The 22269-nt window shown below is 59.8% G+C and carries 35 protein-coding genes, 1 tRNA gene and 1 pseudogene; 15 read left to right on the forward strand and 22 right to left on the reverse strand.

The window, feature by feature from the left end; translation table 11 throughout:
• Window positions 1–44: 44 nt before the first annotated feature.
• Window positions 45–137, reverse strand: a pseudogene (locus tag CQ12_RS47650) (MltA domain-containing protein); the annotation flags it as partial.
• Window positions 138–421: 284 nt separating this feature from the next.
• On the opposite strand from CQ12_RS47650, the gene CQ12_RS11460 reads away from it, so the two are divergent.
• The gene (locus CQ12_RS11460) at window positions 422–655 is read left to right on the forward strand and encodes a hypothetical protein (RefSeq protein WP_057835413.1); all 234 of its coding nucleotides are present in this window, start codon (window positions 422–424) and stop codon (window positions 653–655) included.
• A gap of 17 nt (window positions 656–672) precedes the next feature.
• Here CQ12_RS11460 and CQ12_RS11465 read toward each other — a convergent pair whose 3' ends face one another.
• Complete coding sequence (locus CQ12_RS11465) at window positions 673–969, reverse strand: putative quinol monooxygenase (protein WP_057835414.1); 297 nt, start codon at window positions 967–969, stop codon at window positions 673–675.
• Window positions 970–1049: 80 nt separating this feature from the next.
• Window positions 1050–1208, reverse strand: coding sequence for a hypothetical protein (locus CQ12_RS43625; protein ID WP_157088142.1), 159 nt, complete (start codon window positions 1206–1208; stop codon window positions 1050–1052).
• A gap of 267 nt (window positions 1209–1475) precedes the next feature.
• Between CQ12_RS43625 and CQ12_RS42115 the strand changes: the two genes are divergently transcribed.
• On the forward strand, window positions 1476–1634 hold the full coding sequence (locus tag CQ12_RS42115) for a Flp family type IVb pilin (protein WP_083519237.1): 159 nt from the start codon (window positions 1476–1478) through the stop codon (window positions 1632–1634).
• Here the strand turns inward: CQ12_RS42115 and CQ12_RS43630 are convergent.
• Window positions 1631–1801 carry a hypothetical protein gene (locus tag CQ12_RS43630; RefSeq protein ID WP_157088144.1) on the reverse strand — a complete coding sequence of 57 codons (171 nt, stop codon included), beginning with the start codon at window positions 1799–1801 and terminating at the stop codon, window positions 1631–1633. The genes CQ12_RS42115 and CQ12_RS43630 overlap by 4 nt on opposite strands.
• Before the next feature lie 170 nt (window positions 1802–1971).
• On the opposite strand from CQ12_RS43630, the gene CQ12_RS11470 reads away from it, so the two are divergent.
• The 3 genes from CQ12_RS11470 (at window position 1972) to CQ12_RS11475 (ending at window position 3614) form a co-directional block, all read left to right on the forward strand.
• Window positions 1972–2424 carry a VOC family protein gene (locus CQ12_RS11470; protein ID WP_057835415.1) on the forward strand — a complete coding sequence of 151 codons (453 nt, stop codon included), beginning with the start codon at window positions 1972–1974 and terminating at the stop codon, window positions 2422–2424.
• 48 nt (window positions 2425–2472) lie between these two features.
• Window positions 2473–2643 (forward strand): hypothetical protein, encoded by a 171-nt coding sequence (locus tag CQ12_RS43635; RefSeq protein ID WP_157088145.1) that lies wholly within the window; start codon window positions 2473–2475, stop codon window positions 2641–2643.
• Window positions 2644–2966: 323 nt separating this feature from the next.
• The gene (locus CQ12_RS11475; RefSeq protein WP_057835416.1) at window positions 2967–3614 is read left to right on the forward strand and encodes a glutathione S-transferase family protein; all 648 of its coding nucleotides are present in this window, start codon (window positions 2967–2969) and stop codon (window positions 3612–3614) included.
• 7 nt (window positions 3615–3621) lie between these two features.
• Here CQ12_RS11475 and CQ12_RS11480 read toward each other — a convergent pair whose 3' ends face one another.
• Window positions 3622–3873, reverse strand: coding sequence for a porin (locus CQ12_RS11480; RefSeq protein WP_057835417.1), 252 nt, complete (start codon window positions 3871–3873; stop codon window positions 3622–3624).
• Window positions 3874–3909: 36 nt separating this feature from the next.
• Complete coding sequence (locus CQ12_RS11485; protein WP_057835418.1) at window positions 3910–4170, reverse strand: PilZ domain-containing protein; 261 nt, start codon at window positions 4168–4170, stop codon at window positions 3910–3912.
• Window positions 4171–4420: 250 nt separating this feature from the next.
• On the opposite strand from CQ12_RS11485, the gene CQ12_RS11490 reads away from it, so the two are divergent.
• The 3 genes from CQ12_RS11490 (at window position 4421) to CQ12_RS11495 (ending at window position 5053) form a co-directional block, all read left to right on the forward strand.
• Window positions 4421–4495, forward strand: a tRNA-Glu gene (locus CQ12_RS11490).
• 46 nt (window positions 4496–4541) lie between these two features.
• The gene (locus tag CQ12_RS43640; protein WP_157088146.1) at window positions 4542–4694 is read left to right on the forward strand and encodes a hypothetical protein; all 153 of its coding nucleotides are present in this window, start codon (window positions 4542–4544) and stop codon (window positions 4692–4694) included.
• Between the two features lie 128 nt (window positions 4695–4822).
• Window positions 4823–5053, forward strand: coding sequence for a hypothetical protein (locus CQ12_RS11495; protein WP_057835419.1), 231 nt, complete (start codon window positions 4823–4825; stop codon window positions 5051–5053).
• 75 nt (window positions 5054–5128) lie between these two features.
• Here CQ12_RS11495 and CQ12_RS11500 read toward each other — a convergent pair whose 3' ends face one another.
• Window positions 5129–5335 (reverse strand): hypothetical protein, encoded by a 207-nt coding sequence (locus CQ12_RS11500; protein ID WP_057835420.1) that lies wholly within the window; start codon window positions 5333–5335, stop codon window positions 5129–5131.
• A gap of 260 nt (window positions 5336–5595) precedes the next feature.
• Between CQ12_RS11500 and CQ12_RS11505 the strand changes: the two genes are divergently transcribed.
• Window positions 5596–6453, forward strand: a complete 858-nt coding sequence (locus CQ12_RS11505; protein WP_157088147.1) for an HNH endonuclease signature motif containing protein — start codon at window positions 5596–5598, stop codon at window positions 6451–6453.
• Between the two features lie 555 nt (window positions 6454–7008).
• Window positions 7009–7593: a hypothetical protein gene (locus CQ12_RS11515; RefSeq protein WP_057835422.1), complete on the forward strand. Its 585-nt coding sequence runs from the start codon at window positions 7009–7011 to the stop codon at window positions 7591–7593.
• A 300-nt stretch (window positions 7594–7893) separates the two neighbouring features.
• Here CQ12_RS11515 and CQ12_RS11520 read toward each other — a convergent pair whose 3' ends face one another.
• Both CQ12_RS11520 and CQ12_RS11525 read right to left on the reverse strand, forming a co-directional pair.
• Complete coding sequence (locus CQ12_RS11520) at window positions 7894–8586, reverse strand: hypothetical protein (RefSeq protein WP_057835423.1); 693 nt, start codon at window positions 8584–8586, stop codon at window positions 7894–7896.
• Window positions 8583–9056, reverse strand: coding sequence for a hypothetical protein (locus CQ12_RS11525; RefSeq protein WP_057835424.1), 474 nt, complete (start codon window positions 9054–9056; stop codon window positions 8583–8585). The genes CQ12_RS11520 and CQ12_RS11525 overlap by 4 nt, the downstream gene beginning before the upstream one ends.
• 222 nt (window positions 9057–9278) lie before the next feature.
• Between CQ12_RS11525 and CQ12_RS11530 the strand changes: the two genes are divergently transcribed.
• The 5 genes from CQ12_RS11530 to CQ12_RS11555 all read left to right on the forward strand — a co-directional run bounded on the left by CQ12_RS11530 (window position 9279) and on the right by CQ12_RS11555 (window position 12590).
• Window positions 9279–9854, forward strand: coding sequence for a hypothetical protein (locus tag CQ12_RS11530; RefSeq protein WP_198164126.1), 576 nt, complete (start codon window positions 9279–9281; stop codon window positions 9852–9854).
• Window positions 9855–10473: 619 nt separating this feature from the next.
• The gene (locus CQ12_RS41450; protein WP_063799724.1) at window positions 10474–11214 is read left to right on the forward strand and encodes a TIGR02391 family protein; all 741 of its coding nucleotides are present in this window, start codon (window positions 10474–10476) and stop codon (window positions 11212–11214) included.
• Window positions 11211–11543, forward strand: a complete 333-nt coding sequence (locus CQ12_RS11545) for a hypothetical protein (RefSeq protein WP_157088149.1) — start codon at window positions 11211–11213, stop codon at window positions 11541–11543. The genes CQ12_RS41450 and CQ12_RS11545 overlap by 4 nt, the downstream gene beginning before the upstream one ends.
• Before the next feature lie 92 nt (window positions 11544–11635).
• Window positions 11636–12136, forward strand: a complete 501-nt coding sequence (locus CQ12_RS11550; protein WP_057835429.1) for a hypothetical protein — start codon at window positions 11636–11638, stop codon at window positions 12134–12136.
• Window positions 12137–12380: 244 nt separating this feature from the next.
• Window positions 12381–12590, forward strand: coding sequence for a hypothetical protein (locus tag CQ12_RS11555; protein WP_057835430.1), 210 nt, complete (start codon window positions 12381–12383; stop codon window positions 12588–12590).
• Window positions 12591–12745: 155 nt separating this feature from the next.
• Here the strand turns inward: CQ12_RS11555 and CQ12_RS11560 are convergent, their stop codons facing one another.
• The 13 genes from CQ12_RS11560 to CQ12_RS11620 form a co-directional block, all read right to left on the reverse strand.
• Window positions 12746–13201: a hypothetical protein gene (locus CQ12_RS11560; protein WP_057835431.1), complete on the reverse strand. Its 456-nt coding sequence runs from the start codon at window positions 13199–13201 to the stop codon at window positions 12746–12748.
• A 52-nt stretch (window positions 13202–13253) separates the two neighbouring features.
• On the reverse strand, window positions 13254–13817 hold the full coding sequence (locus tag CQ12_RS11565; protein WP_057835432.1) for a hypothetical protein: 564 nt from the start codon (window positions 13815–13817) through the stop codon (window positions 13254–13256).
• Between the two features lie 3 nt (window positions 13818–13820).
• Window positions 13821–14033 (reverse strand): hypothetical protein, encoded by a 213-nt coding sequence (locus CQ12_RS11570; RefSeq protein ID WP_057835433.1) that lies wholly within the window; start codon window positions 14031–14033, stop codon window positions 13821–13823.
• Window position 14034: 1 nt separating this feature from the next.
• The gene (locus CQ12_RS11575; protein ID WP_057835434.1) at window positions 14035–14883 is read right to left on the reverse strand and encodes a hypothetical protein; all 849 of its coding nucleotides are present in this window, start codon (window positions 14881–14883) and stop codon (window positions 14035–14037) included.
• A gap of 26 nt (window positions 14884–14909) precedes the next feature.
• Complete coding sequence (locus CQ12_RS11580; RefSeq protein WP_057835435.1) at window positions 14910–15407, reverse strand: Bbp16 family capsid cement protein; 498 nt, start codon at window positions 15405–15407, stop codon at window positions 14910–14912.
• Between the two features lie 612 nt (window positions 15408–16019).
• Window positions 16020–16493: a hypothetical protein gene (locus CQ12_RS11585; RefSeq protein WP_057835436.1), complete on the reverse strand. Its 474-nt coding sequence runs from the start codon at window positions 16491–16493 to the stop codon at window positions 16020–16022.
• Window positions 16494–16783: 290 nt separating this feature from the next.
• Complete coding sequence (locus CQ12_RS11590; RefSeq protein WP_057835437.1) at window positions 16784–18127, reverse strand: AAA family ATPase; 1344 nt, start codon at window positions 18125–18127, stop codon at window positions 16784–16786.
• On the reverse strand, window positions 18121–18441 hold the full coding sequence (locus CQ12_RS11595; RefSeq protein WP_157088150.1) for a hypothetical protein: 321 nt from the start codon (window positions 18439–18441) through the stop codon (window positions 18121–18123). The genes CQ12_RS11590 and CQ12_RS11595 overlap by 7 nt, the downstream gene beginning before the upstream one ends.
• 71 nt (window positions 18442–18512) lie before the next feature.
• Window positions 18513–18797, reverse strand: a complete 285-nt coding sequence (locus tag CQ12_RS11600; RefSeq protein ID WP_057835439.1) for a PC4/YdbC family ssDNA-binding protein — start codon at window positions 18795–18797, stop codon at window positions 18513–18515.
• Window positions 18794–19198 carry a TSCPD domain-containing protein gene (locus CQ12_RS11605; protein WP_083519240.1) on the reverse strand — a complete coding sequence of 135 codons (405 nt, stop codon included), beginning with the start codon at window positions 19196–19198 and terminating at the stop codon, window positions 18794–18796. Before CQ12_RS11605 ends, CQ12_RS11600 begins: the two co-directional genes overlap by 4 nt.
• Window positions 19198–19410: a hypothetical protein gene (locus CQ12_RS11610; RefSeq protein ID WP_063799726.1), complete on the reverse strand. Its 213-nt coding sequence runs from the start codon at window positions 19408–19410 to the stop codon at window positions 19198–19200. The genes CQ12_RS11605 and CQ12_RS11610 overlap by 1 nt, the downstream gene beginning before the upstream one ends.
• A gap of 72 nt (window positions 19411–19482) precedes the next feature.
• Entirely contained in the window at window positions 19483–20139 is a 657-nt protein-coding gene (locus CQ12_RS11615; RefSeq protein WP_057835441.1) for a hypothetical protein, read from the reverse strand.
• A 7-nt stretch (window positions 20140–20146) separates the two neighbouring features.
• A complete protein-coding gene (locus tag CQ12_RS11620; RefSeq protein WP_245309861.1) occupies window positions 20147–21454 on the reverse strand; it encodes a tyrosine-type recombinase/integrase in 1308 nt (435 codons plus the stop codon).
• Window positions 21455–22269: the final 815 nt, after the last annotated feature.

Genomic DNA, 22269 nt, shown 5'->3' on the forward strand with positions numbered 1-22269 from the left:
GGGCCAGACTGTGTCCGGTCCTGCTGTCTTCACGCTCACCATAACAGGTTGGACGGCCGGCGATAGACCGGCACCTTGTAGACCTCGTTCTCCGTCCGCGAGCCGTCGACGATGGGTTCGTAATAACCGGTGACAAAGCACGAGCTGCTGCGCGTGCACGACGCGGAGCGTCAGCAGGCCACCGATGCCGGCGAGCACGGCCAACCCCGCGAACCAGCCCCACTGCGGCTTTTCCTTGTAAGCGAGGAAGGCGGAGCAAATCGTACACACGATGGTCGGCATATTCGCGACCAGCAGAACCCACGCCAGCATCTTGAGCCTCCCAGAGTGAAGCGGAGGCGCAAAGGTTAGCGCCAGCGTCCGGAGGCGACTGTGCCACCCGTCACATCGGCGATGCGGTCACCCGCGCTATCGTCGTCCCATGATGCTGTTTCGCACCATCGTGATCTGGGCCGTGCAAGTGCTGCCGTTCTGCGTCGGCATTGGTGTCGCGGGACTGTCCGCGCACCTGTTCGGCCCGATCATTGCCGAGACCTTCAGTATCCACGAACTGATCCCGACCGCGCTGATCTTCTTCGCGGTGGCGGCGACGCTGGGCTGGATCGGAAGCAGGTTCTGGCCGGAAGACCGGATGTACTACAATCCCCTGCTCTAGGCCCCGCGGCAGCGGCCTTATCGCGGTATCGCCTCGGTGCGATAGATGTTCGTCCCCGACGTCTCGACGATCCGGCCCTTGAGCGATTTCACGAACGCCTTCGAGCCTTCGACGGCGAAATGCGTGCGCAACGCCGCTTCGTCTTCCCACCGTTCGAAAAAGAACAGCCGCATCGGGTTCTGGCAGTCGACATGCACGTCATGTGAAATGCAGCCGGGCTCCTTGCGGGAGCGCTCGACATGCTCGATGCAGGAATGAAGCACGTCGTCGAACGTGTCCTCGCGCGCCAGAATGCTGCCGGTTACGATAATCATGCCGATCCCCCGTTTGCGTCAGCCAACCGCCCGTCCTCTAAAGGCGCCGGTCGTTACGCGTCGAGGCGGGCAATTCTTCGTTAATGCATCAGGCGCGGCACGACAACCGATGCCACCAGCAATACGCCGAGGCTGCTCACCACGGACAATTTCATCCGGGCCGTCCTGAAATCGGTGATCGGGAGCACGAGAAAGAAAGCCATCGCGAGTATAAGCAGGCCGTGGAGCAAATACATCATTGGTCCCTCCATTGGCGTGACAATGGAGGGCGGCGCCAGTTGCGTATGTGGAGGGGATCACGCAAGTAATGGGGCGCTCTGGTGTCCGAAAGCGAGGCCGAACCACCCAGCCGGGACAACACAAACGCTATTAGCGTCGCTTATTGAAGTCACCCGTCGGCTCCGGCTTCGCACCAAATAAATACTGCAATTTTACGCTTTTGGTTTTCTTGATGGCAACTTGGGCGTGCCACACCGTTTCTGATCAAAGTTCGAGAGAGAATGGGAATGCTTGGAAAGTTTCTGCGCGACGAGAACGGCGCCACCGCAATCGAATACAGCCTTATCGCCGGGTTTATCGCCCTGGCCATCATCGCCGCCGTCGGAATGACCGGGCAGAGGCTCGTGGAGTTGTTCCAGAGTCTTATCCCCGCGCTGACGCGCTAGGGTATCACCGAAACATCTGCAAAGGCGACGCTTGCGAGGCCGACCGCCGCCCAAAACGCAATCCCGGCAAGCATCATTTCGAATTCACCCGGGTCCTGTCGGCCAAATAACCGGAGTACCGACTGTCCGGTGCCCAAGATAACAATTTCGAGAAGCACTTCGATCATCGGCTTTCACGTCGCGGCGGCGGGCCTTGCAGTTTCGCGCCTGTCGAGGTTTCGCGTAAACGGGACAGAGTGAAACCGGCAACCCCTGCCCTACGCTGCAATTTGCTGCTACTTATTGCCCTCGGGAGCTGAAGAAACTCCAAATTTCGCAAGACCAGAGGACAACAAACATGCGCTATCTCCACACCATGCTGCGCGTCCGCAATCTCGATATCTCGATGAAGTTTTACCAGGATGCGCTGGGGCTGAAGGAAGTACGCCGGGTCGACAACGACAAGGGGCGCTTCACGCTGGTGTTCCTGTGCGCGCCCGAGGACGAGGGCCTGTTCAAGGCAGCGCCCCAGAACCGCGGCGCGCCGCTGGTCGAGCTCACCTATAATTGGGACGAGGAGAAATACGGCGAGGACCGCCATTTCGGCCACCTCGCCTATGAGGTCGACGACATCTACGCCACCTGCGACCGCCTGATGAAGGCCGGCATCACCATCAACCGCCCGCCCCGTGACGGCAACATGGCGTTCGTGCGCTCGCCGGACCTGCATTCGATCGAGCTGTTGCAGAAGGGCGAGCCGAAGCCACCCGCCGAGCCGTGGACATCGATGCCGAACACTGGCCACTGGTAAACCCTGTACGATTTCTTCGTCCACGTCCGTCATCCCTGCAACCGGCTCGTGACCAGAGCGGGCGCGCCGTTTCCTGACGAGACCAGTAAGAACGAATGGCGGCTGACACGCAGCCGCCATTCCGACGACGTCAACGCCGAGGTACGCGAGGCGGTCGAGCACGACGGCTACTCGCTGTTTCGGACTGGGTTGTCGCTCGCGGAAATCCCCAAATCATAAAACGTTCCTTCGCTTGCGTTGTTTTATCCGCAGGAACGGGCCACGGCATCGCGCGTTTTCTCCTCGAATACATTTTGTAGGAGGAAATGATGGGACGAGGAGTTTTGCTTTGGTTGCTGGGCGTACCTATTCCGGTGATCATTCTGCTGTGGCTGTTCCTGGGCCACTGACCGGGCTGACGTTCGCCGCGCTAATGCAAGAAACGGGCTCTGTCGCACTGCGGCAGGCCTGTTTTTGTTGGCGCCGGCCCTGCGCGAGCACGCGCTTTTTTGCCAATCCTCAGCTATGAACTGAGCACAAGCAGATCAGCGGGAGCTACGCGCGTGGCCGACAACAAGAAACAACAACTCACCATCTGGGGCCGGGCCAACTCGGTCAACGTTCAAAAAGTGCTGTGGTGTCTCGCCGAGCTCGATCTCGCCTATGAGCGGATCGATGCCGGCATGCAATTCGGCAAGAACAACGAGGCGCCCTATCTTGCGATGAATCCGAACGGCCGCGTGCCGACGCTGGTGGATGGCGACTACGTGCTGTGGGAATCCAATTCGGTAATGCGCTATCTCTGCATGGCCTATGATGAGGCCTCGCCGATCTATCCCTCGCAGCCGAAGGCGCGCGCCGGCGTCGACCGCTGGCTGGACTGGACGCTATCGACCCTGCAGCCGGTCGACCGTCCCGTGTTCTGGGCGCTGGTGCGCACGCCGGTGGAAAAGCGCGACATGGTCGCGATCCAGAAGGACGCCGATGCGGAAGGCCTGGTGTGGCGGATCGTCGAGGCGCAACTGGCGACCCGACGCTTCATCGAAGGCGATCAGTTCACCATCGCCGATATCGCGCTCGGCGCGTATGCGCGGCGCTGGTTCGGCGTCGAGGGCGTCACCAAACAGAGACTGCCGAACCTCGAACGCTGGTTCGCGCAATTCGCCGCCCGCCCCGGCTTCACGAAGTTCATCGCGCCGCCGATGACGTAAGGGCTGGTCAGCGCGAGCCGCTGGACACACCAGCGCCGACGCTTATCGCGCCGCCGATCTTCATGCAGGTATTGGTGCCTTCGATCCTGACGAAGCCCGCGCCGTACTCCGCGCAGGCATTGGCCGAACTCGGGCGCTTCAGCGGAAGCGCCTTGCCCGATGTTGCGGCCCTGTCGGACTTCTTGAGACGGAGTTGCTCGGCGAGTGCGGGAACCGAAGGCAGCAGCACCGCCATCATGACCAGGAGGGATTTTCGCATCCCGCCTTTTATCGCTGCTTGCGGATCGATTCCAGATTAGCGAACGAACTTGACGCCGACAGATTTGCCGCGACGCCAGACCACTTCGCAGCGGCGTCCGGTCCTGGCGTCGCGCGAAAAAGCCAGCCGCAGCTTGGCCGGCAGCGAGTTGGGATCGTCGATCGTGACCTTCGCTCCCGTCGTGGACAGGTCCTGCACCACGCACTGTCGCGCGGCAAAACCGCCTTCGAGCGTGATCCACCCGGGCTGACTCAATGATTTGCGCGCCTCGCGCTTCTTGCTCGATAGCAAAGCCATGTCGAAGTTCCCCCTGATGCAACCTTACGCCATGCGGCTTTAAAATCCGTTGCCTGAGGCGCCCGTCCCGGCTGTCGCCCGTCGTGCCGATAGAGATCGGAAACAGGCGCAAAAACGCCATTTCGAAGCGGCTTGCCCACCCGGCCAAACGCCACTATACGTTCGCCCGTCGCCGCCCCCATCCAACATGGACGGCCGGCGGCCAACACGGCCCATCAAGCGCATAATGCCTTGATTTTCCTGTTGTTTGGCTCCCTTCGTCTATCGGTTAGGACGCCACCCTTTCACGGTGGAGAGAGCGGTTCGATTCCGCTAGGGAGCGCCAATTAAATCAACAGCTTAGACGCCGCTGCCTCCGCTGCGTCCAACAGATGTCCAATAAACGTCTGTGGATCGCGCTTGGATTCGTAGCGCTGATGAGCTGGGCCATCCTCTCGCTCTTGCACCCTCCCCGCTGCGACGGCAGCCAGCGCGATCTGGCGATCGGCAAGGCGTTGCTGGTGGCCGGCTGCGATAGGCGGTGACGTACGCCCACCGCAGAGCGGCACGCCGCGGCGGCAGAACTTCTGCCGCAATCGTGACGACCCTGCGACGAATTCGCGCGCCGTGGTTCTGGCGAACTGCTGGCAGAATCCCGCGAAAGGAGATTCGCATGTTTAAAAGCAAGGAATTCACCACCGCTAAAGTCGTCGTCGGATGCGCGTTGAGCGCTTATGTGGCCGGCGAGCACCTTCAGTATTCGAAGGCGCCCGCGAAGCACTCTGTCTCGCTGACAATCGCATCAAGCACTTCGGCCGTGGCCACCTATAACATGGTAACCTTCGCGCAGCTTGAGCCGCCTCCGCCGGTGGTGCCGCCTGAGGACAGGCAGGAACAAACCTGATCCGCCGATGGACAACATTCCCCGCCCCAATCATCGCCGCAGAAAAAGGCGCGGGACCGAAGCCCCACTGTTTACTCAGCCAACGCCGTAAGGTTTGTTGAGGAAGTAGTCGCGATTGCCCAGCGCCTTCTCAGCGTACTGGTCGATCGCGACTGTGATCGCCTGGACGTGCTGATAGCAATGGCCCTCGCGCGTCGCCCGCTGCCTCAGCTCGGCAAGCGCCTCGATCCACGGTGAGTTGTCGGCCGCCTGCTCGTCGTACCATTTGAGCGGCTCTGGCATCCATATCGCTCCTTCATCGCTCTCTGGATTGTTCGGCAAATACCTTCGGCCCGGCGCCCAAGCTGGTCGTACAGGCGAAGCCGCCTGAACAGGATCTCGATTTCCCGGTCGTTTTTCACGGTAGGAACGATAGTACAAAACATGAACGAGGTGACAAGCCGCTAGGGATGGGGTTTGCTGGGACGGAACACCCAAGATCATTGCCCGAGTAGATTTTATTGCCCTGGTCCGCCTCGTGAACCACGAAAATGGTGGGGTGAATGGCACATGAAAAGCGCAACATTCCGCTATCAATCAAGCGGGCTGTGCTTGATGAGGCCGGCGGAAAATGCGCGAATCCAGGGTGCACAAATACAAGAGTGGAATATCACCACATTAAGGAATGGGCGATTTACCGAAGCCATCACGGCAAGGACATGATAGCTCTGTGCCCTGCCTGTCACGACGCTGCTCACCACGGCAGCCTAAAGATTACAGAGCAGATTTTATACGGTTGGAAGAGCGCCGACCGGACTCAGGAATATCAGCAAGCCGTACTCTCAGTAGAGCCGGCACAGAAACTCGGATTAGTCGCCGGGAGTATCATAGTCGAGACGGCTCACGAGCATGCCATCGTTTTCGAACTATCGAACGCAAACACACTGGCTTTTCGGATCGAGGATGACGATATTTTGCTCGTCAGGTCTCGTCTCAGAAATCTTGAAGGGCGGGAAGTTCTGCGAATTTCGGATAATCGAATCCGCTCTCATAGAGATCAAGCGGTATCGTTTGACTCTCGGCCTGGGCGTGTTCGCATCGAGGTCCCTTGCACGCCAGCCTACATCTATCCGGAAATGGTCAGACAGATGCAATTCGTCGAGCCGTCGTATGGGACTAGCGGCAGAATTCCTGCTTTAGATATAGAGGTGCTGGAACCAGGGTTGGTAAAGGTACGCGGCATCTGGGCTTCGCAGAAAGCCTGCGTTGTAATAACCGATGAGCGTTTTGCGGTGTTGTATCCAAATTTGCTTTGGCCGCTAAGTATTATGGACGAGCAGATCATCCGAATAATATGGGACGGCCCGATCACGGCTGCACTTTTTAACATCTGGCCCGCCAGCGAGAACTGGCGGGCCTGACTTCACCGCCTCAGCCGGCGGGCATGTGCCGCCAGCCGATGCCGGTTGCGCTTCCTGTGCGATCGGCGCCGGCGATTGGAGTTGTCCACCGCCCGGGATTCCACGGTGTTGCCCTCCCTACGATTCCCGTGGTTGTATCCGCGCGCATTTTAAACCTATGGGGGGATTGGGAATGAAGCAGATCATTTTCGCTGCGACCTTGGTGCTGGTCGCTACCGCCGCCCAGGCACAAAATTTTGGCACCGGCTCGAATTCGCGGAGCCACAGCGTCCAGGGTTACACGACGAACAGTGGGACCTACGTGGCGCCCCACGCCGCGACCAATCCCAACAGCACACAGCGTGACAACTATAGCGCCACCGGCAACGTGAACCCATATACTGGCGCAGTTGGCACACGGACCCCGAGGTACTGACCATGCCAGACGATCTCAAAAAACACGTTGGTGTAGCTCCAGCTCCGAGCCGCCCCAGTCCGAATGGTCACCCTCCAGTGCGACCGGCGCCATCGCCTCCGCCTACCTCGCCGCCCCCGAAGAAGGGCTGATGAACGGCAATGACCGACACGGAGGCAACGTCCGAGACAAACGATGATCCGAGATTCAACGCGCTCCGGAATTCCATCTATCATACCGCGCGTCGGGAATACTACGACACACTTAATCGGCTCTTGAATTTCGTTGTCATAATCCTCGGAGCGGGCGTTGCAGGAAAGGCCTCAAAGCTTTTTCACATTGAAGAGTTGTGGCTCGAATTCGGTGTTCTAATCTTTGCGACGGCCCAGTTGACTTTCGATTTCGGCTCGAAAGCTCGCACCCACGAATTTCTTCAGCGCAAATATTGCGACATGCTGGCTGAGATCGAGTTGGAGGCGACGGCCAATCCTGCGAAATGGAATTCAAAACTATTTACAATTGCTGGGGAAGAACCGATGCCGATGCGCGCGTTGGACGCCCTTGCTTACAATGCGGCGCTCGATGCCACCGTTAGCGATCCAACCGTCAAAAAGGAAAATCGACTTCGAGTGCCGTTCTGTCATCGGCTGCTTCGGCATTTTGTGGCTCGCGATGGATATGAATATCGATTGGAGAGTGAACCGATTACCGGATGGCAAAGGGTTTTGAACTGCTTCAAATCTTGAGGAGGGAAATCAATGCCGAGATTTGGGAAGGCGAGAAAGGCCAAAAAATCCACTAGACGATTGACCAAAAAAAGAAAAGCTATCGCGAAGAAAGGCCCCGGTGTACGGACGGCTCCAAAGAAGAAACCCCCGAAAAAGAAGCCGCCGAAGAAAATGGCCGCCTAGTTGTTCTCGTCTCGTCGTTCATGCGGTGAGCGCGGGGCCTATCAACCCCGCGCCCGTCTCGTCACCGCATTTGATCGGCGGGCATGTGCGCCAACCGCTACCGGTTGCGCTTCCTGTGAGATCGGCACCGGCGCTTCATTTGCGCCGCTCTTCGAGAAGCAGGTCGACCACGGCCTCGATCTTTCGCTGCTGAGCCTCGGGCAGCGTGTACACCAGCGCCGCCAGGTCCGCGGAGCTCCTGCTTGAGTTCGGCGGTTCGTTGATAAACACGCGCCCCTTACCCTCAAGCAGCCACTCCGGGTTCACGCCGTGCTTCGTTGTGAACTTGGCGATCTCGTGATGCTTGAGTGTCAACGCCGGCTTGATCTCCTCAACGGAAATATCCCGCAGCAGCGCAACGATGTTGATCCGTCGCCGCATAGCCTCGTTGAACTCTCGGCGCTGCTCCACCCGATCGCCTTGGGCTGGCGGTTGCTCTGGGCCGTGTCGCTCCGCGGCCTCGATTGCCGCACTCAACTTGGCTTCTGCCTTGGTCATCATGTCAGCGCGAGCGGCCGCCTTGTCTCGATCGATAACGATCTGCTCGCGAATCTTCTTGAGTTTTGTCTGCGCTTTACCGGTGTCGAGCCGGACGTCGCGCACCAAATCTGCATCGTCCGATTCCGCGATCAGATTGTAGCTGCGGAACACGAACTTGCGGTGGCCGTCTTGCCGCCGGCCGATGCGGCCAATGCGTCGCGGTTCTATCGGCGCGTCGCTCTCAGAATCGAGAACGCTCTTCGGAGGACGGGCGCCTTTGAACGCGGACAGTTCGATGACGTTGCTCATGACTGCACCCCCCAAATGGTGCTGATCGATGTGGTGAAGCTCTCGATCAGGTCGAGCGCGGTGCCCTCGCGCTCATCGAGCATCCAGGCTTCCTTGCCCTGCGCGATTGCGCGGAGGTATTCCAACTTTGCGATAAGCCCTTGCTGCGTGGTGGCAGCCGTGCCGAGCAAGATCCCGAATGCCTCGTTCTCGTCATGGCAGGGCTTTTCGGTGATGCCCCCGTCGGCCTGGTCGCCATGGATCCTTTCAAGCCGGTTGAGTTCGTCGATCGCAGCCGAGTGGATCGCCTGGGCCTTTCTGTGCCCGTAGATGGCAGCAAAGATCGGGTCGGCCGCGGCCGCCGTGGAAACTGTGGTCGGAATTGCAGCAGCAACGGCGCCGCCGGCAGCAACTGAAAGGAAACGGCGCCGTTTCGTATCGATAGGCGCGTTTGTGGGTGGCGTGCTATGCACGCGGTCAGCCTCGGTCATTTGAAAGCCCTTTCGTGATTGGGGTTAGAGCCGGAAGCAAGATGGCAGTCTTGCGCCGGCTCGCTATTTCTGTTATCAGATTTTATGCCAAAGTCAACGATTCCTGATAACAGAAAGAGACGTGCCGGACGCCCCCCTGTCGGCGCTACGTTGGTCGGTGTTCGCCTTCCGCCAAGCGACCTAGACGCGCTCGACCAGTGGATCATTCAGCAGCAGGTCCCAATGACGCGTCCCGAAGCTATTCGACGACTGATCGAGCTTGGAATTCCAGTGCCGCCCCATCACGCGCCGGATGTGTCGACGAAAGAAGCATTTGCACTATTGTTGGAGTCGGCGTGTGACGCATTCGAAGCCTTGCTCTCCCTTCTACAGCGAAAAGTGACGATTGGTGGAAGCTCTGATCACCTGACGTCTGGACGCGCCGCCGCTGCAATCCGCATGGCGCTCGCCCAGTCATTTGTCTTCAATACTTGTCGCGCGCATCGTCTATGTAAGCATCAGGCTGGCGCCTTAGGCTTGGATAGAGATGAAAGAAAGGTGTTTATCGCGGCGACCGAGACCCTAGTCGATGTTCGCGACATCAATGAGCATGCCTACGAACGCAAAGTCAGCTCGGCAGGACGGAAACAGAAGTCACGCATGATGCACGACCAAGGTAACAGCTTTGGCGACGAAACCAGCCTTACGATCGATCAAGGAGGAGTATTGATGGGCCCGCTCGATCTGCGAGATGTTTATCGAGCGGTCGACCGAATGCGTTCGCTTGCCGGGTTCAGGATGCTGGGCGATGGAGACTGAGTCAATCCGCCGGCTGGTCGAGCTGGGGCTGAACGCAAGGACAACGGCGCGGTGAATTGGGGGCGTGGTCTGTTTCGCTTGTGGGTAATATTTAGCGCCCTTTGGGTCGCAATTTGCGCGACCATCGTCATAATCGACGGGCGATTGCTTGAAGCAAATAAGACCTACGAAATCGAGGGACGCTTTAAGGAGAGATACGAAGTCGTTGCTCCGGCCCGAGCTACGGAGTCGGAGGTTGTCGCCTTTGTTGAACAGAACAAGCGAAGCGATTGCACGGAGAATAAGACCGGGCCATGGTGTAGTTATCCGATGAAGCTTCAAATGCCCCGCAATTCCTTTGATTGGTTCTTCGTTTACTTAGGGACTGGCGTTCCGGCCGCCTCCCTCCTTCTCGGGGCTGGTCTCTACTGGGCATTCTCGGGGTTTCGGCGAGCAGCCTAAAGCGCGCGGCGGCCTGGCTTTGATTGCGCCGGCGGATGCAGAGCCTGAGTCGCGACACGTCAATGGCTCGAGGAAGACAATCCCCGCTCATAGTCACTGCCGTCCTCTTGCGCTCGCCCTGCGGTTGCCGTTGGATAGGGCCGGCTTTGTCGAACTTTGCAAGGTGAAGGGAGAAAAAATGAGTTCTCTTCCGCAGCTGATTCCAGATGTAGATTACTTGCTGCATCTCGAAGCGGAGGAACTTGCTGCAGCGCTGCTGATTGCTCTCCGTAGCCAACGGCAAGGCGGGGGCGTTGTTCATCTCACCAATTTTTGTAGTGGCCTGACATCACATCCAGGGCACCCGGCGTCCTATTCCGATACACGAAGAGATCAAGTCATTCAGGCCGTAACAGAAGCTTGGAATTGGCTTGAAGTGCAGGGCCTCTTAATACCGGCGCCCGGTACCAACGGCGCCCATGGTTGGAAAGCTTTCAGCCGCCGTGCCGAGAAAATGCAGAGTCAGGAGGAGATACGTGAGTTTTCGCGTTCCAGGAAAATTCAAAAAGACACGCTGCATCCAAGGATCGCCGATACCGTTTGGTCGGCTTTCATGCGCGGCGAGTATGATGTTGCAGTTTTTCAAGCAATGAAGGCGGTCGAGGTGTCCGTGCGACAGGCTGGCAATTTTGGTGCTGGCGATCTCGGCGTGGATCTCATGCGCAAAGCGTTCCATGAAGACAACGGGCCCTTAACGGATAAGGAAACTGAGAAAAGCGAACGCCAGGCCCGATCAGCTTTGTTCGCCGGAGCTATCGGATCTTACAAAAATCCGCATTCTCACCGCGAGGTCGATCTACGGATCCCTGAGGAAGCGATGGAGATTGTCATGCTGGCAAATCACCTGCTTCGTATCGTTGACGCAAGGAAGCCCAAATGATGACGGGCCTTAGGGCTGCACTCGCTGTTTCGATCCTATCCTCCGTGTGTGCAGCCGCGCAAACGAACCCGCTAATCATTGCTGCAAAACCAATGACGGATGCTTGGCGCAAATGCGTGATGGACAAAGCCGGCAAGTACATTCGCTCGGGCGAGGCGGCCAATATTATCGCCCAAGCCGCCCTCTACGGCTGTCGCGATGAGAAAGCGCTGGCGTATGAGGCCGTCTACCGGGCTAACTCGACAAGGGCCGCCGATATGATTCAATCACTTGAGCATGATCTGCAGAATCTGGTTGTAAGCCTCGTGGTAGAGGCAAAATCAAAATAGTCCGGTCAGCGAAGAAATGATCCGACCGCGCCGCATTGAATTTCTGATCGCCGTCATCCTGCTTTGCGGCTGGGCGCTATGGGGGTGCTTTTATGGCTGATCCAGATTGGTTTGCGCGCGCGGCCTCGGGCATCGCGCTTCTTATTTCCGGCGCCACGTTCATTTGGACACGCGTAGACAAACACCGCGAGCGCAAGGCGGCCGAACGAGCAGGATTGCCGTCGATAACCTTGCGCTGGAATCCGGCGGCCGATCATCAGGGCTGGTACAGCCTGAAACTCACCTTCCGCAATATTACTCAAAGCGTGCGGATCGACCGGGTAAGCTTGATGAGACCGCGGCGCTCGCTTATTGCGACGTGGGGCGGCGGTACTCCGCCGGTCAGAGGGCTTTCCGGCAAAATGATAGAGCCAAAATGGGAGTTTCACGCGGCGCCGAATCCGGTCCATGGCGAAGCCGCCGCCACCACTCATCTTCAGTTGAAGACAACTGAGGACCATGCAGGGGCGAAAGTCAAAATCAAGTTGGAGGGGCGCTATCTGCACGGCGCTATGACACCATTTGAAATGACCGTCGCTTCACAGCGAGATTGACAGGCCGCTGCCCGCCGCTGCCGGCGGGTGGTTTCAGGAATAGGCCGCGGTCGGCGGCGTGAACGTCGTCGTCCAGCGGGCGATGCCGAGCGACACGCGAAACAGCGTCACATCTCGGTTGCGTCACCTACATTTCACTGGCGGTCATCAACCTATCTGCAATTATCTGGAGCTGGTGGCCAGCCTAAAAGGCTGTTCCAGCAAACGCTCGTTAGTCTGCCCCCGATCGCAATGGAGGACTGCCATGGAAGTCCGAATTGGTTGGAACGACGTCGGGGATCCGACAAGGGCGGGCGACTATAAATTCCGTGACGGTACCGTCACGCTAACCGACGAGCAGATCGACTTGTGGATAGCCGCGCCGGCGGGATATTTCGTCGCCACGCAGTCGTCCGATTCTACACCCGACCACGTTCGATATTTGGTTGGTGAGTTTTACGCTCCAACAAGCTAGTGGTTTGCATCCCCGTCGCACCCTTCAGACCTTGGGCTTGTCAGATCATTTTGGCTTGGAAATTCGCGGTCCGGACGCCGGCTGCCGTCACAACTCAGATAATTAAGCCACTGACAAAAGTCGGGAGAGACTGCCCGAAGGCGGTCTTTTTCGGCCTACACGCGAAACGCTAAGGTGCCATGTAGAGCCACGGAGCCACCGGTTGGCATGTCGCCAAAGGCGACCAGCGTTGCCGTCTGGCCGGACCCAGCAATCCCGAAGTCGATGATGTTGGAATTCGCTGCGAGGCGAGCCATCACATAGGTGTAATTCGCCTTGGTGATCCCCTGCCAGAAGCAAGGGCCATAGACATTCTGGTTTGACACATTCGCCGACGTGAACGGCAAGCCGGTGATCCGCGCCGCCCCGCTCGCCGTCGTATGCGTGAAGGCCGACGTTGTGACCAGGAACCCGGCGGTCACGAGGTTACCGACTCGCGCGTAGAAGCCGGTCTGCACGGAATAGGTGACCGAAAGATTGCCTGGCGTGGCGAAGGTGAGCACCGGCGTCCAGACACCTTCGACGTATTCCGGACCCGACTTGCTGGCCTTACCCGTGAGACGCGGAAGCATCAGGTAATCCTCTTATGTCTGCCGAGCCGATCGGTTGGTTGTCCTGAAGCGACTAGGAACACTCTGCTGGAGGCGATTGATCATTGCCAACGCACGGCGCAAGCGCGCTAAGGTGAGACGCTGGAGATTGAAGTTTCGCCCGTGCCGCAGCGGCTTTCGATCGTTTGACGGCTGCGATTTTTGATGCTTTCCGGGCGACCTTTTTCCGCTCGCGTTTGCCAAGCTTCAGCATTCGGGCCTTGGCGCCACGCCTACCAAGCTCTCGCATCAGCTCGCGACGTGACACTCGATCATTATCGGCCGCGGCGAACCAGACTTTCATTCGCATGTCTTCAGCGCCGAGGCAGCCTCCGGCCTTCGGCTTCACCTCTAGATCAAATCCTTCAGGCCAAAGCGCCGAGACGATCAGGTGCAAGGTTTTCCACTGAGCCTGACGGCCGCTGGCCCTGTCGACGTGCAAGCATTTCGCGTAGTGGCCCTCCTGCACGCCGCTGATTTCGTCGACCTTCCACATTGGCCAACCCAATTCCTGACGACGCCTCTCACATTCCAAAAGTAAGGCTCGATAAACCGGCACAGCGCGGTCGATGATGATCGGTTCGTGGAAATTCGGCATCGGCTAGCCTGTCCCGAGCAATGACGTTCGGCCAGCGGTGAATGAGCCGGCCAGGGAACGGACGCCGAGCCGGCGGGAACGCAGCAGGCTCTCGGTCTGCAATTGGTCCTGCGTCTCGCGGATACGCGCCGCGTCCGCACGCGCCTGCTCATCCTGCTGCTGCTTCGCAACCGCGGGGTCTTGCTGGGGGACGTCAGGCTTGAAGAAACTCGCCATATTATCTTCGCGTCCCGCTGCTCGAGGCTCGGCTTGCCGGGGCACTTCTACTCACCCGATCCTTCAGCCGCATGCCCATCTCGTCGTCGAGCACCGCGGGAATTTCGCCCGGTTCAAGCTTCCGTGTTTCGGGCAGCTTGGTGCTGGAATCAAAACCGAAATGACCGCGGGTCCAGCTTGGACCCGACATGAAGCGTTCCTGGCTGCGCTCGATGGGTGTTGGCGCGCGCGGGCCCCGCTCGAGCATCCGGGCCGACTTCTTGCCAAGCTGGCGACTATCCCAATCCGCAACCCGTTCGATACGATCATACCGATAATGGTGACTGCCCGGCAGCCAGCCGAGTTGCTTGTCGAAGTAGGCAAGCAGCGACTCGCCCATCTCCCGCTCATGCGTCACGCCGCCGGCGCCGAAATTGTGCTTCCTCGCATGATCGAAGATCGGCAGGCTGGCGATTTCCGCGCGCTGGGCAAACAGATCGCGGGCATGGTCGAGCGCGTCGTCGATCTCGTCGTCGACTGCCAGCAGCCGGTCGGTGGCCTCGGACAGCTCCACCGCGCGCTGCCTCGCGAGATCCTCCGCTTCGCTGGCCTGCAGATCGCCGCGCAGTTGCTCCATCGCGGCAATGACCAAATCCAGGTTCTGCAGGGCGGCGCGCGCGGAATTCTCTTCCGCCTCCATGCTTTGCAAACTCGCCTTCGCCGCCGCATCGCCAAATTCCGCGGCGGTGGCAAAAGCCTTGCGCCGCTCGATGCCGGAAGCGAGAACGGCTTCCAGGCCGGCGCGCTTGGCAGTGAGTTTGCCAATCAGCTTGCGGGCCTCGTCGGCGGTCTTTGGGGTGGTGGTGGTCATGGGTTCGCTTTCTCTGTTCGCAGGAATCAGTTGAGGCCGTGGTGGGTGCCGCGCGCATACTCGTCGGAGTTGGCGGCTTGAGGCGTGTCGGAAAGCCAGGCCGAGACCTTGCCCGAGGTGAAGTTTTCGGTGCCGACCGTGTACTTGACACACACGTAGCGCTTGTAGGTGCCGGGCGGCAGCGCGACACCCTTGGCAACCCAATAGCCGGTCGCAAGCGTCGCTTCGGCGATCAATCCCGACGTCCAGTGAACCGTCGACGAACCGTTCGACGTATCGGCCGAACTCTCCACCGTCGCGGTCAGGGTGGCAGCCTCGCCGGCACTATCGAGCACGGTGTGAACGTAGATGTAGAGATACATCGGCTTGCCGGCGATGTTGACGGTGGTGTTCGCCACCGGCCCGCCAGGACGGCCCGAGCCAACGGCACCGCCCGAAGGGAGCAGGTCGTAAACCTTCGTCGAGATCGCCGTGGCAGTCAGGGCCTGCGCGTCGGAGAGTAGTTCTTGGCTGTCGGTGAACATTGGGTCCTTGCCTTTCAGGTCAACGGGTCGCGTCGCACGGGCGACGGTTCGGGACAGAAACTTCCAGCGCCAGTTTTGGAAAACAAAAAATCGAGTTCGCATCCGGGGATTTCGACCGGAAAAAAATGGAACCGATGGTCCGGGGAAGTCGCGCGAGGAAGACCCGGGGCGCCGATCGCGATCGCCAATTTTTAACCGGGGTCGTCCGCTGCGCGCCGTTTGGATTCGAGGGTACCGGGGGGCCCTTCGGATTCCAGTGACCGCAGGCGCCAGAGTGCCGCCAGGATGAGCAGCGCGAGTCAGCCAGCGCGTGCCGTCGATCGGCCGACGTCGGCAGCGTCCAAAGCTGGCACACACCAACGGGGCCTTCCTGCGGCCGTGAACTCGCGGGCGGTGGCCTGTGCGCGTGCTGATGCTTCCCAGAGTGTTGAAGAAGTGGCGAGAGCGCGCGCGCGAAAACCCTTCCGCCTGCATCGGTGTGTATTGTGCTCAACGCTGCATATTGGCCGCGTGTTGGACACTGATTTGCCAGAGATCGCAAATGTGCCTGCAAACGCAGCCTTTCTGCGTCCAAGTGCGTCCATACTCGCCACCTTGCGTCAGTGGCGACTGTCATCGCTCGCCCTCACGGTTCGGCGTGACGTCCAGCATGGGGTGGCTGTCGCGCGTGTCGCCTGGCCCGCTGAGATCTATGACATACCCAACACCGCCGCCGATGCCGATGTTAACGACGGGGCCGCTGGTGGGATTGGCGTGAACGCCTGAGTAGCCGAGCAGCGTCACCGCGACATCCTTGCGGCAGTGCTCCGACTTGGCGTGTTCGAGCAGCCAGTTCAGCGTTGCTGCCGCGGTTATGCTCGCGTTCGCCAGGGAAACGCGGGTCTGCCGGTCTCGATATTCCTGAACCTTGACCTCTTTCAGAGCCCGGCAAAGTCGCTCTGGTGATAGTCCGGCCCTTTCCGCGGCGGCTTTTTGTGTTTTGCATTCACCTGAGGCGAGCAAGTCAACCGCATGACGGACGCGACGGCTGATGCGCCCGACTTTGCCCGGTTTCGGATTGTTATCGATGGTTGCGATCTTGTTCATGCCTCCAGCGTGCTCGCTATGGATCCGATGTGGCAACGCACGGCGCGTCAAGCGATTGACGTTATTCCGGTGTGAGCGATGCGCTTCCAAGCGTCGCCGAAGGCAGAGCGCTGGTGGCGCATAGCGGGTTGGTGAGGATGCGCGCGAGGCGGTTTGCGCCATTGGTACGCCACTGCGCGCGAGGGTAATGGCAGACTGTTTTCTGCCATCCCTAGCACTAGGGAAATTCCAATGGCGGAAGATGTGGAACCCTGCCATTGATCTGCCATTGAATTTGGCGCAATGGCGCATCATGACGGACGCTTTCCGTGGATGACGCGGAGACCCTTCCGGGTCTTGTAATCGGTCGGGTCTTCGTAGTCCTCGGCGACCAAGAGGCCATTTTTGGACCACGTGCGGACGATCTCGCGGCACTGGAATTCGGTACGGTTCGGGCAATGGCGCTGCACCACCTTCCAAGCGGCGCGCTCACCAGCCTTGGGCGCATCGGAATAGCGCTGTCCGTTCGGCATGCCGGACTCGATGTCGTCGAGCGCCGCATTTATCTGAGCGCTGCTGATGCCGTCCCAGGTCTTGGGCGGGTGCCATCGCTCGACCGTCTGCACCTCGTCCCCGCTCGGGTATTCAGGGGTGCCGTTGCCGATCGGCACGCCGACAAGTCGGAACCACGTGGCCTCGCCGGACGGCGGCGAGATGTTGACCTTGCTGCTGTCCAGGCGGATGTACAGTTTGCGCTGCTCGGCGGGGATGCCAAACGTCTCGCCCTCGACGTCCGTCATCTTGGTCAGCGTATACATCAGGCGGCCGGCGTCCCGCGCCGAGCTCGCGCCGCGGCCTGCGTCGGCATCGCCGGCAGCTAGCTGGCCCTTTTTGACGTGATGCGGGCAGTCGACGGCGATGTTGAACTCGATCGCCAGTTTGACCAGCAGCCCGCAGACGAAGTCCATCGCGCCGTTGTCGTTCTCTTCGAGAGCGTGCAGCTTGACGAAAGGATCCAGCCCGAGGAGGTCTATTTGGCGCCGTGAGATGGTATCCCGCAGCAGAGTCTCGAGTTGTCCGGCCTGCGGCGTTCCGTCCCGCATCTCGGCGAGTTTGAGCCCCTTCGGGGCGGCGCAGTACAGCCAGCCCTTCAGGTCGGCCGGCTGGATGTTGTGGTGCATTCGTGCCGCGGCGAGCCTCCGAAGCATCTCGTCGTCGTCGTCTTCCAACGAAAGCATGAGCACCCGGCAGCGTTTGAATACGTGCTCACCGGTGAGTGGTTTTCCGGTTGCGAGGGCCAGATACTGCGCCTGACGCAACGCGCTTTTTCCGGTTCCGCCGGCAGCTAGCAGGCCGGACAGGAAGCGGCGGCAGAATTGATTGCCGAGCAACCACCCACGGGGCTCCGGCACGTCAATACGCTCGCCAGCGTCCCATTCTTTCAAGCTCGGCACCGGCGCCCACGGCGATCGCGGATCCCATTCGCCGGCGATGTAGGGCTTTCCGTATTCCGGCTCCAGGTCCGGAAGTCCGTCGGCGCTTTCTGGGATCTCCGTCGGCATCGGCACATCTTCGGCCGGCGCCGCTATTGCTTCGCCTGGCATGAAGGTGCGCTTGAGGTCGTCGATGTCGTCGGTGTTGAACGGGCTCAGCATGAGGGGCTTTCCAGCAAGGCGAGTAGCAAGGCCGCATCTTTGGGACGATCGGCGAGCCATGCCTTGAGCCGCCCGATATCTCCGGCGGCGACCACGATGCGGAACGCGTCCACGGTCGATTGCGCGGGGCGGTAGGGCTCGGGCGCGGCAGGCGGCGGATCTCGAGGGCGCGGCATCGCATCCATCCGCGCCAGTATGGCCGCGACCTCTTCCTGGCGCCGCAGTTCGGCGCGCCGCTCCAACTCGTCGAGCGTCATTTCATCGGGCGACAGGTCGAGGCAGAAAAATTGCGGGCCCTCCCCGTCGTCGACCATCTCATGCCGATCGATCGTCAGCCCGCACCACTCGCACGGCCTTGGATCAATCTCGATTGGGAGGATTGAGTTCATTCGGCCGGCTCCACTTTAAGCAAGCCTAGTTCAACCGCCCGGGTTTCTGCTTTGGCCAGTGCCCGGGCCAGTTCCGGGAGTTTGCGAACGGCGAGCGCAATACCCTGCACGGTCGGGCGGTCGACGCCATCCGAACCGGTTTGCCATACCCGCACGTTGACGAGCGGGTGACCCTCATATTCGGAGAGCTCGACGCGGATATGCTTGGTGCGATCTCGCGCTGACTTGAAAAACTTCGCGATCGGAACAGGCTCAGCGAGCGGTGGCGGCCTTGCGCTCATGGTCGCACCGCCAGATCAAGCGCGACCGCAATCGGCCCGCTGATGGAATGCCGGATGGCGTCGACCTCAACACCATGCTGAAGCAGCAGGCTCACCAGGATCGCAGACGTTTCCGCGTGCTGCTGGAGCGGCGTATTGATCTTGCCAGTATCCAGGAAGATCTCGGCTAGCCGGCCGTCCGGATAGTGCGACGCTGTGGCCCGATAGCGGTGCCCTTCGCAATCGAAGTTGAAGGCAACACTGGCGCGCCTGTTCAGCTGGTAGCGCCGGACGGGCGCGGAACACGCGAGCGTGCGTTGTTTGCCCGTGCTGTGGTCTGCGATAGCTTCGGCTGCAATCCCCCGATCGCCCTCCGAAGCCCCGCCGTCCCGACCTGGACGGCGGCCTTCACCGCTGTCCATCAGGCCGCCGCCTCTTTGGTCTGGGGCAGCGAGGCGAGCCAGTTCGCCTCATCCTCGTCCGTCACGATCGTGCGGGATCCGACCTTGCGGGCATTCAGGCGCTTTTCCTTGATCTCGACGAAGATCTGCGCGCGAGAGATTCCGTTACGCTCCGCGATCTCTTCGACGCGAAACGAGCGGCGGCCGTAAAAATTCTGAACTGCGGTTTCCATCTTCATCCTCGCTTGTTGAAGCTTGGACGAAGGTGGATTGATTTGGGGGTGCGCGTCGGCCAGTAATGGCCGCTAATGGTCGGTCGCTAATTCCGACCGCAGTTTCTGCAGCATCTCGCCGACCTTTTCCTTGAACCGCGTCTCACCTGGGATCGGCTCGTTGAGCCCCTCCAAGTGGTCTTTAATTAGGCCGATTAGGTCGTTTTGAGACCGCCAACCTTCCACGCGGTTCTCGCGCCTGGTGAAGTCTCCGCGCTTCGAGAATTCTCTTCGAATAAACTGCTCGATCTCGTCCCAGTCGTACTGTTCAGGTGCTCCTGTGCGCTGCCGACCCCCGCGAGGAGCTGCCAACGGATCCAAACCCGTACTTTTCCCGTGGTTGATTGGCGGCCATCGTCGGATCAGGTCGGCGCGCCAAATCGCGATCCTCGCCGGGTGATTCCGGGGGTGGAAGTACTCCCATGACTCGAGCGCAAAACCGCGACAAAGGATCTCCGACTTTTCGAAGTCGAGCACGGGCGCATGCAGCCAATCCATCATCTTGGTATCCAGCTTTCGCTGCGGCAATATCACCCGAATTCTGATCACGGGAGGCGTGCGGCCGGGCGTGGGAAACGCTCCCAGCACTAGCTGGGCAGCGCTGACCGCCCGCGTTATCGTTTCAGCGGGATTCTCGGCGCCTGCCGCCCGCACAATCGCGGCTGCCTCTTGCAACGTCGACCAATCCATAGCCCCCTCACATACCGCTCAGGACCGCACCGAACCGCGGCGCGCCAGCGCGGATGGCATCGGCGACATAGGACGGCGCCAAATGACCGTAGTGTTTTTCGACCATGCGCGTATCGCTATGCCCGAGGTTCTTCGCCACAACGATCAGCGGCACGCCGTTCATGACCGCGTGGCTCGCCCAGGTGTGGCGCAAACCGTGGAAGCCCATCGGCGGATCGATCTTCGCCCGCTCGCAGGCCTCGCGCATCGGATCTTTCTGGTGGTCCTTCTTCCACGGCTCCCCGTTCTCCTTCAGAAACAGGAATTCGGTGCCGGCCCGGCCGGCGGTGATCGAACGGAAGAACGCAATGCCGTCCTCGGTGAGGTGAATGTGTCGCGCCTTGCTCGATTTGGACTTTCGGATCGCGACAGTGCCAGAGTTGTGGCTGAAGTCGACGACCTTTAGCCGCGTCAGCTCCCCATACCGCGCGCCGGTTTCCACCGCACCGCGGGCCAGCCGGCGGAGGTCCAGGTCCGATGCATTGAGCAACCGCGTCACCTCAGCGAGTTCGAGGTACCGCACGCGCGCCGCATCGACGCCCTTGAACGGCTCCACGGCGCGCCAAGCGGCATCGCTGGGGACCTTCTCCTCACGCCACGCCCTGTTGAGGGCGGCTTTCAAAACCGTCAGGATGCGATTTGCAGTGGATCGCCGGCGTCGCTGATGCTCCTCGGGGTCGTCGACCTCTTTGAAGCGCTGCTCCTCGCCTTTCTTCACGCGAATGCGCGCACCAGCTTTGGCCAGGCCGTGGTGCCACGTCTCGATCTGATCCTTGGTCAGATCCTTGACCTCGATCTCGCCGAGATCGGGCAGGACGAAAGCGTCGGCGGCGTACCTGCTGAACTTCGCAGACTTCCGCTTGGCCTCCAGGAACTCAATGTAGGCATTGACGGCGGCCTTCACGGTGAGCGGGCCGGACTTGCCGGCTGCCTTGTGGGCACGGTCGACCATCACCTCGCGCGCCCTCGCCTGTGCTTGCGAAAAGCTCAGGATCTTCACGCCGTCGGCGTCGGACAAGTCATCTGCCGGGCCGATCGTCTCGACCTCGTATTTCTGATCGCCCACATAGCTCCGCACCACCCAGTTGCCGGCGCCCGACTTGAGCCGCCGGTACCCGAGGTGAACCCCCTCCTCCATGACCCGATAATAGGGCTTGCCGCGCGCCTCCAGACGCCTGCGGGCCTCTCGCTTCTCCAGGTTCGCGTCACGCACTGTGCGGGCCATCGTCGCCACCTTGGCAAGGTTGAAAACGCCTCGTGTCCAACGCTTGTCCAATATTCATGGTTGGACGTCAATGGACTGACATGGTCCTATGTGACAGTATCTGTTGATTAAATTCGACTATTCACACGGAGGTGGACGACTATGGACCTGTTCTTATCTCTTTCACGGTGGAGAGAGCGGTTCGATTCCGCTAGGGAGCGCCAAGACCCCGAATCCGCGGCCCCTTCACTAGATTTGCTGCGTCCCGCACGCTCGAAGCTAAATTCGCCGCGCCCGCTCGGTTGCCGTGTATGGACGCTCGCTTGCCGAGCGGTACGCGATATTGCAAAGGGCGGCCAGGATCGCTGACCCTGCCAATCTCGACCGTACTCAGATCGGGAAGATTGTGCATTTATTTTGAACACCCCTAATTGCATTATCAATTGAAGCATCCCTCAATTAAATAGAACGCAAGGTGTTGCTGCAACCGCAGATACAGCCCGTAACCAAGCCTTGACAGGCGGCTGTGAAGAAGCGCGCCGCAACCTATAATGGCTGGAAATTAATCTATTGATAGGTATTTCAGTAAGTTTCCATCCCTTTACGAGTTTTTAATAATGATATGAATCGGGAAAATCTGGCAATCTGAGCCAGCTAGCAAAAGTTATTTTGAATTCAAGTTATCATTGGGAGTACGCGCAATGATTGAACCACGTGGACTGTTAGCGGCCGGCGTCTTATCGATCGCCGCGGTTTCATTTAGCCCGGCGCACGCGAGTTTCGTCCTCCAGGACCCGGCCATCACCGCACCTCTTTTGAACTTTGACGATGGATGCCACAACTGATTCACGACCACCGGGCACGTTGCCGGATTTCCGTCGATCCTC

Origin of the sequence: Bradyrhizobium jicamae (genome assembly GCF_001440395.1) — a bacterium.
Classification (GTDB): Bacteria; Pseudomonadota; Alphaproteobacteria; order Rhizobiales; family Xanthobacteraceae; genus Bradyrhizobium; species Bradyrhizobium jicamae.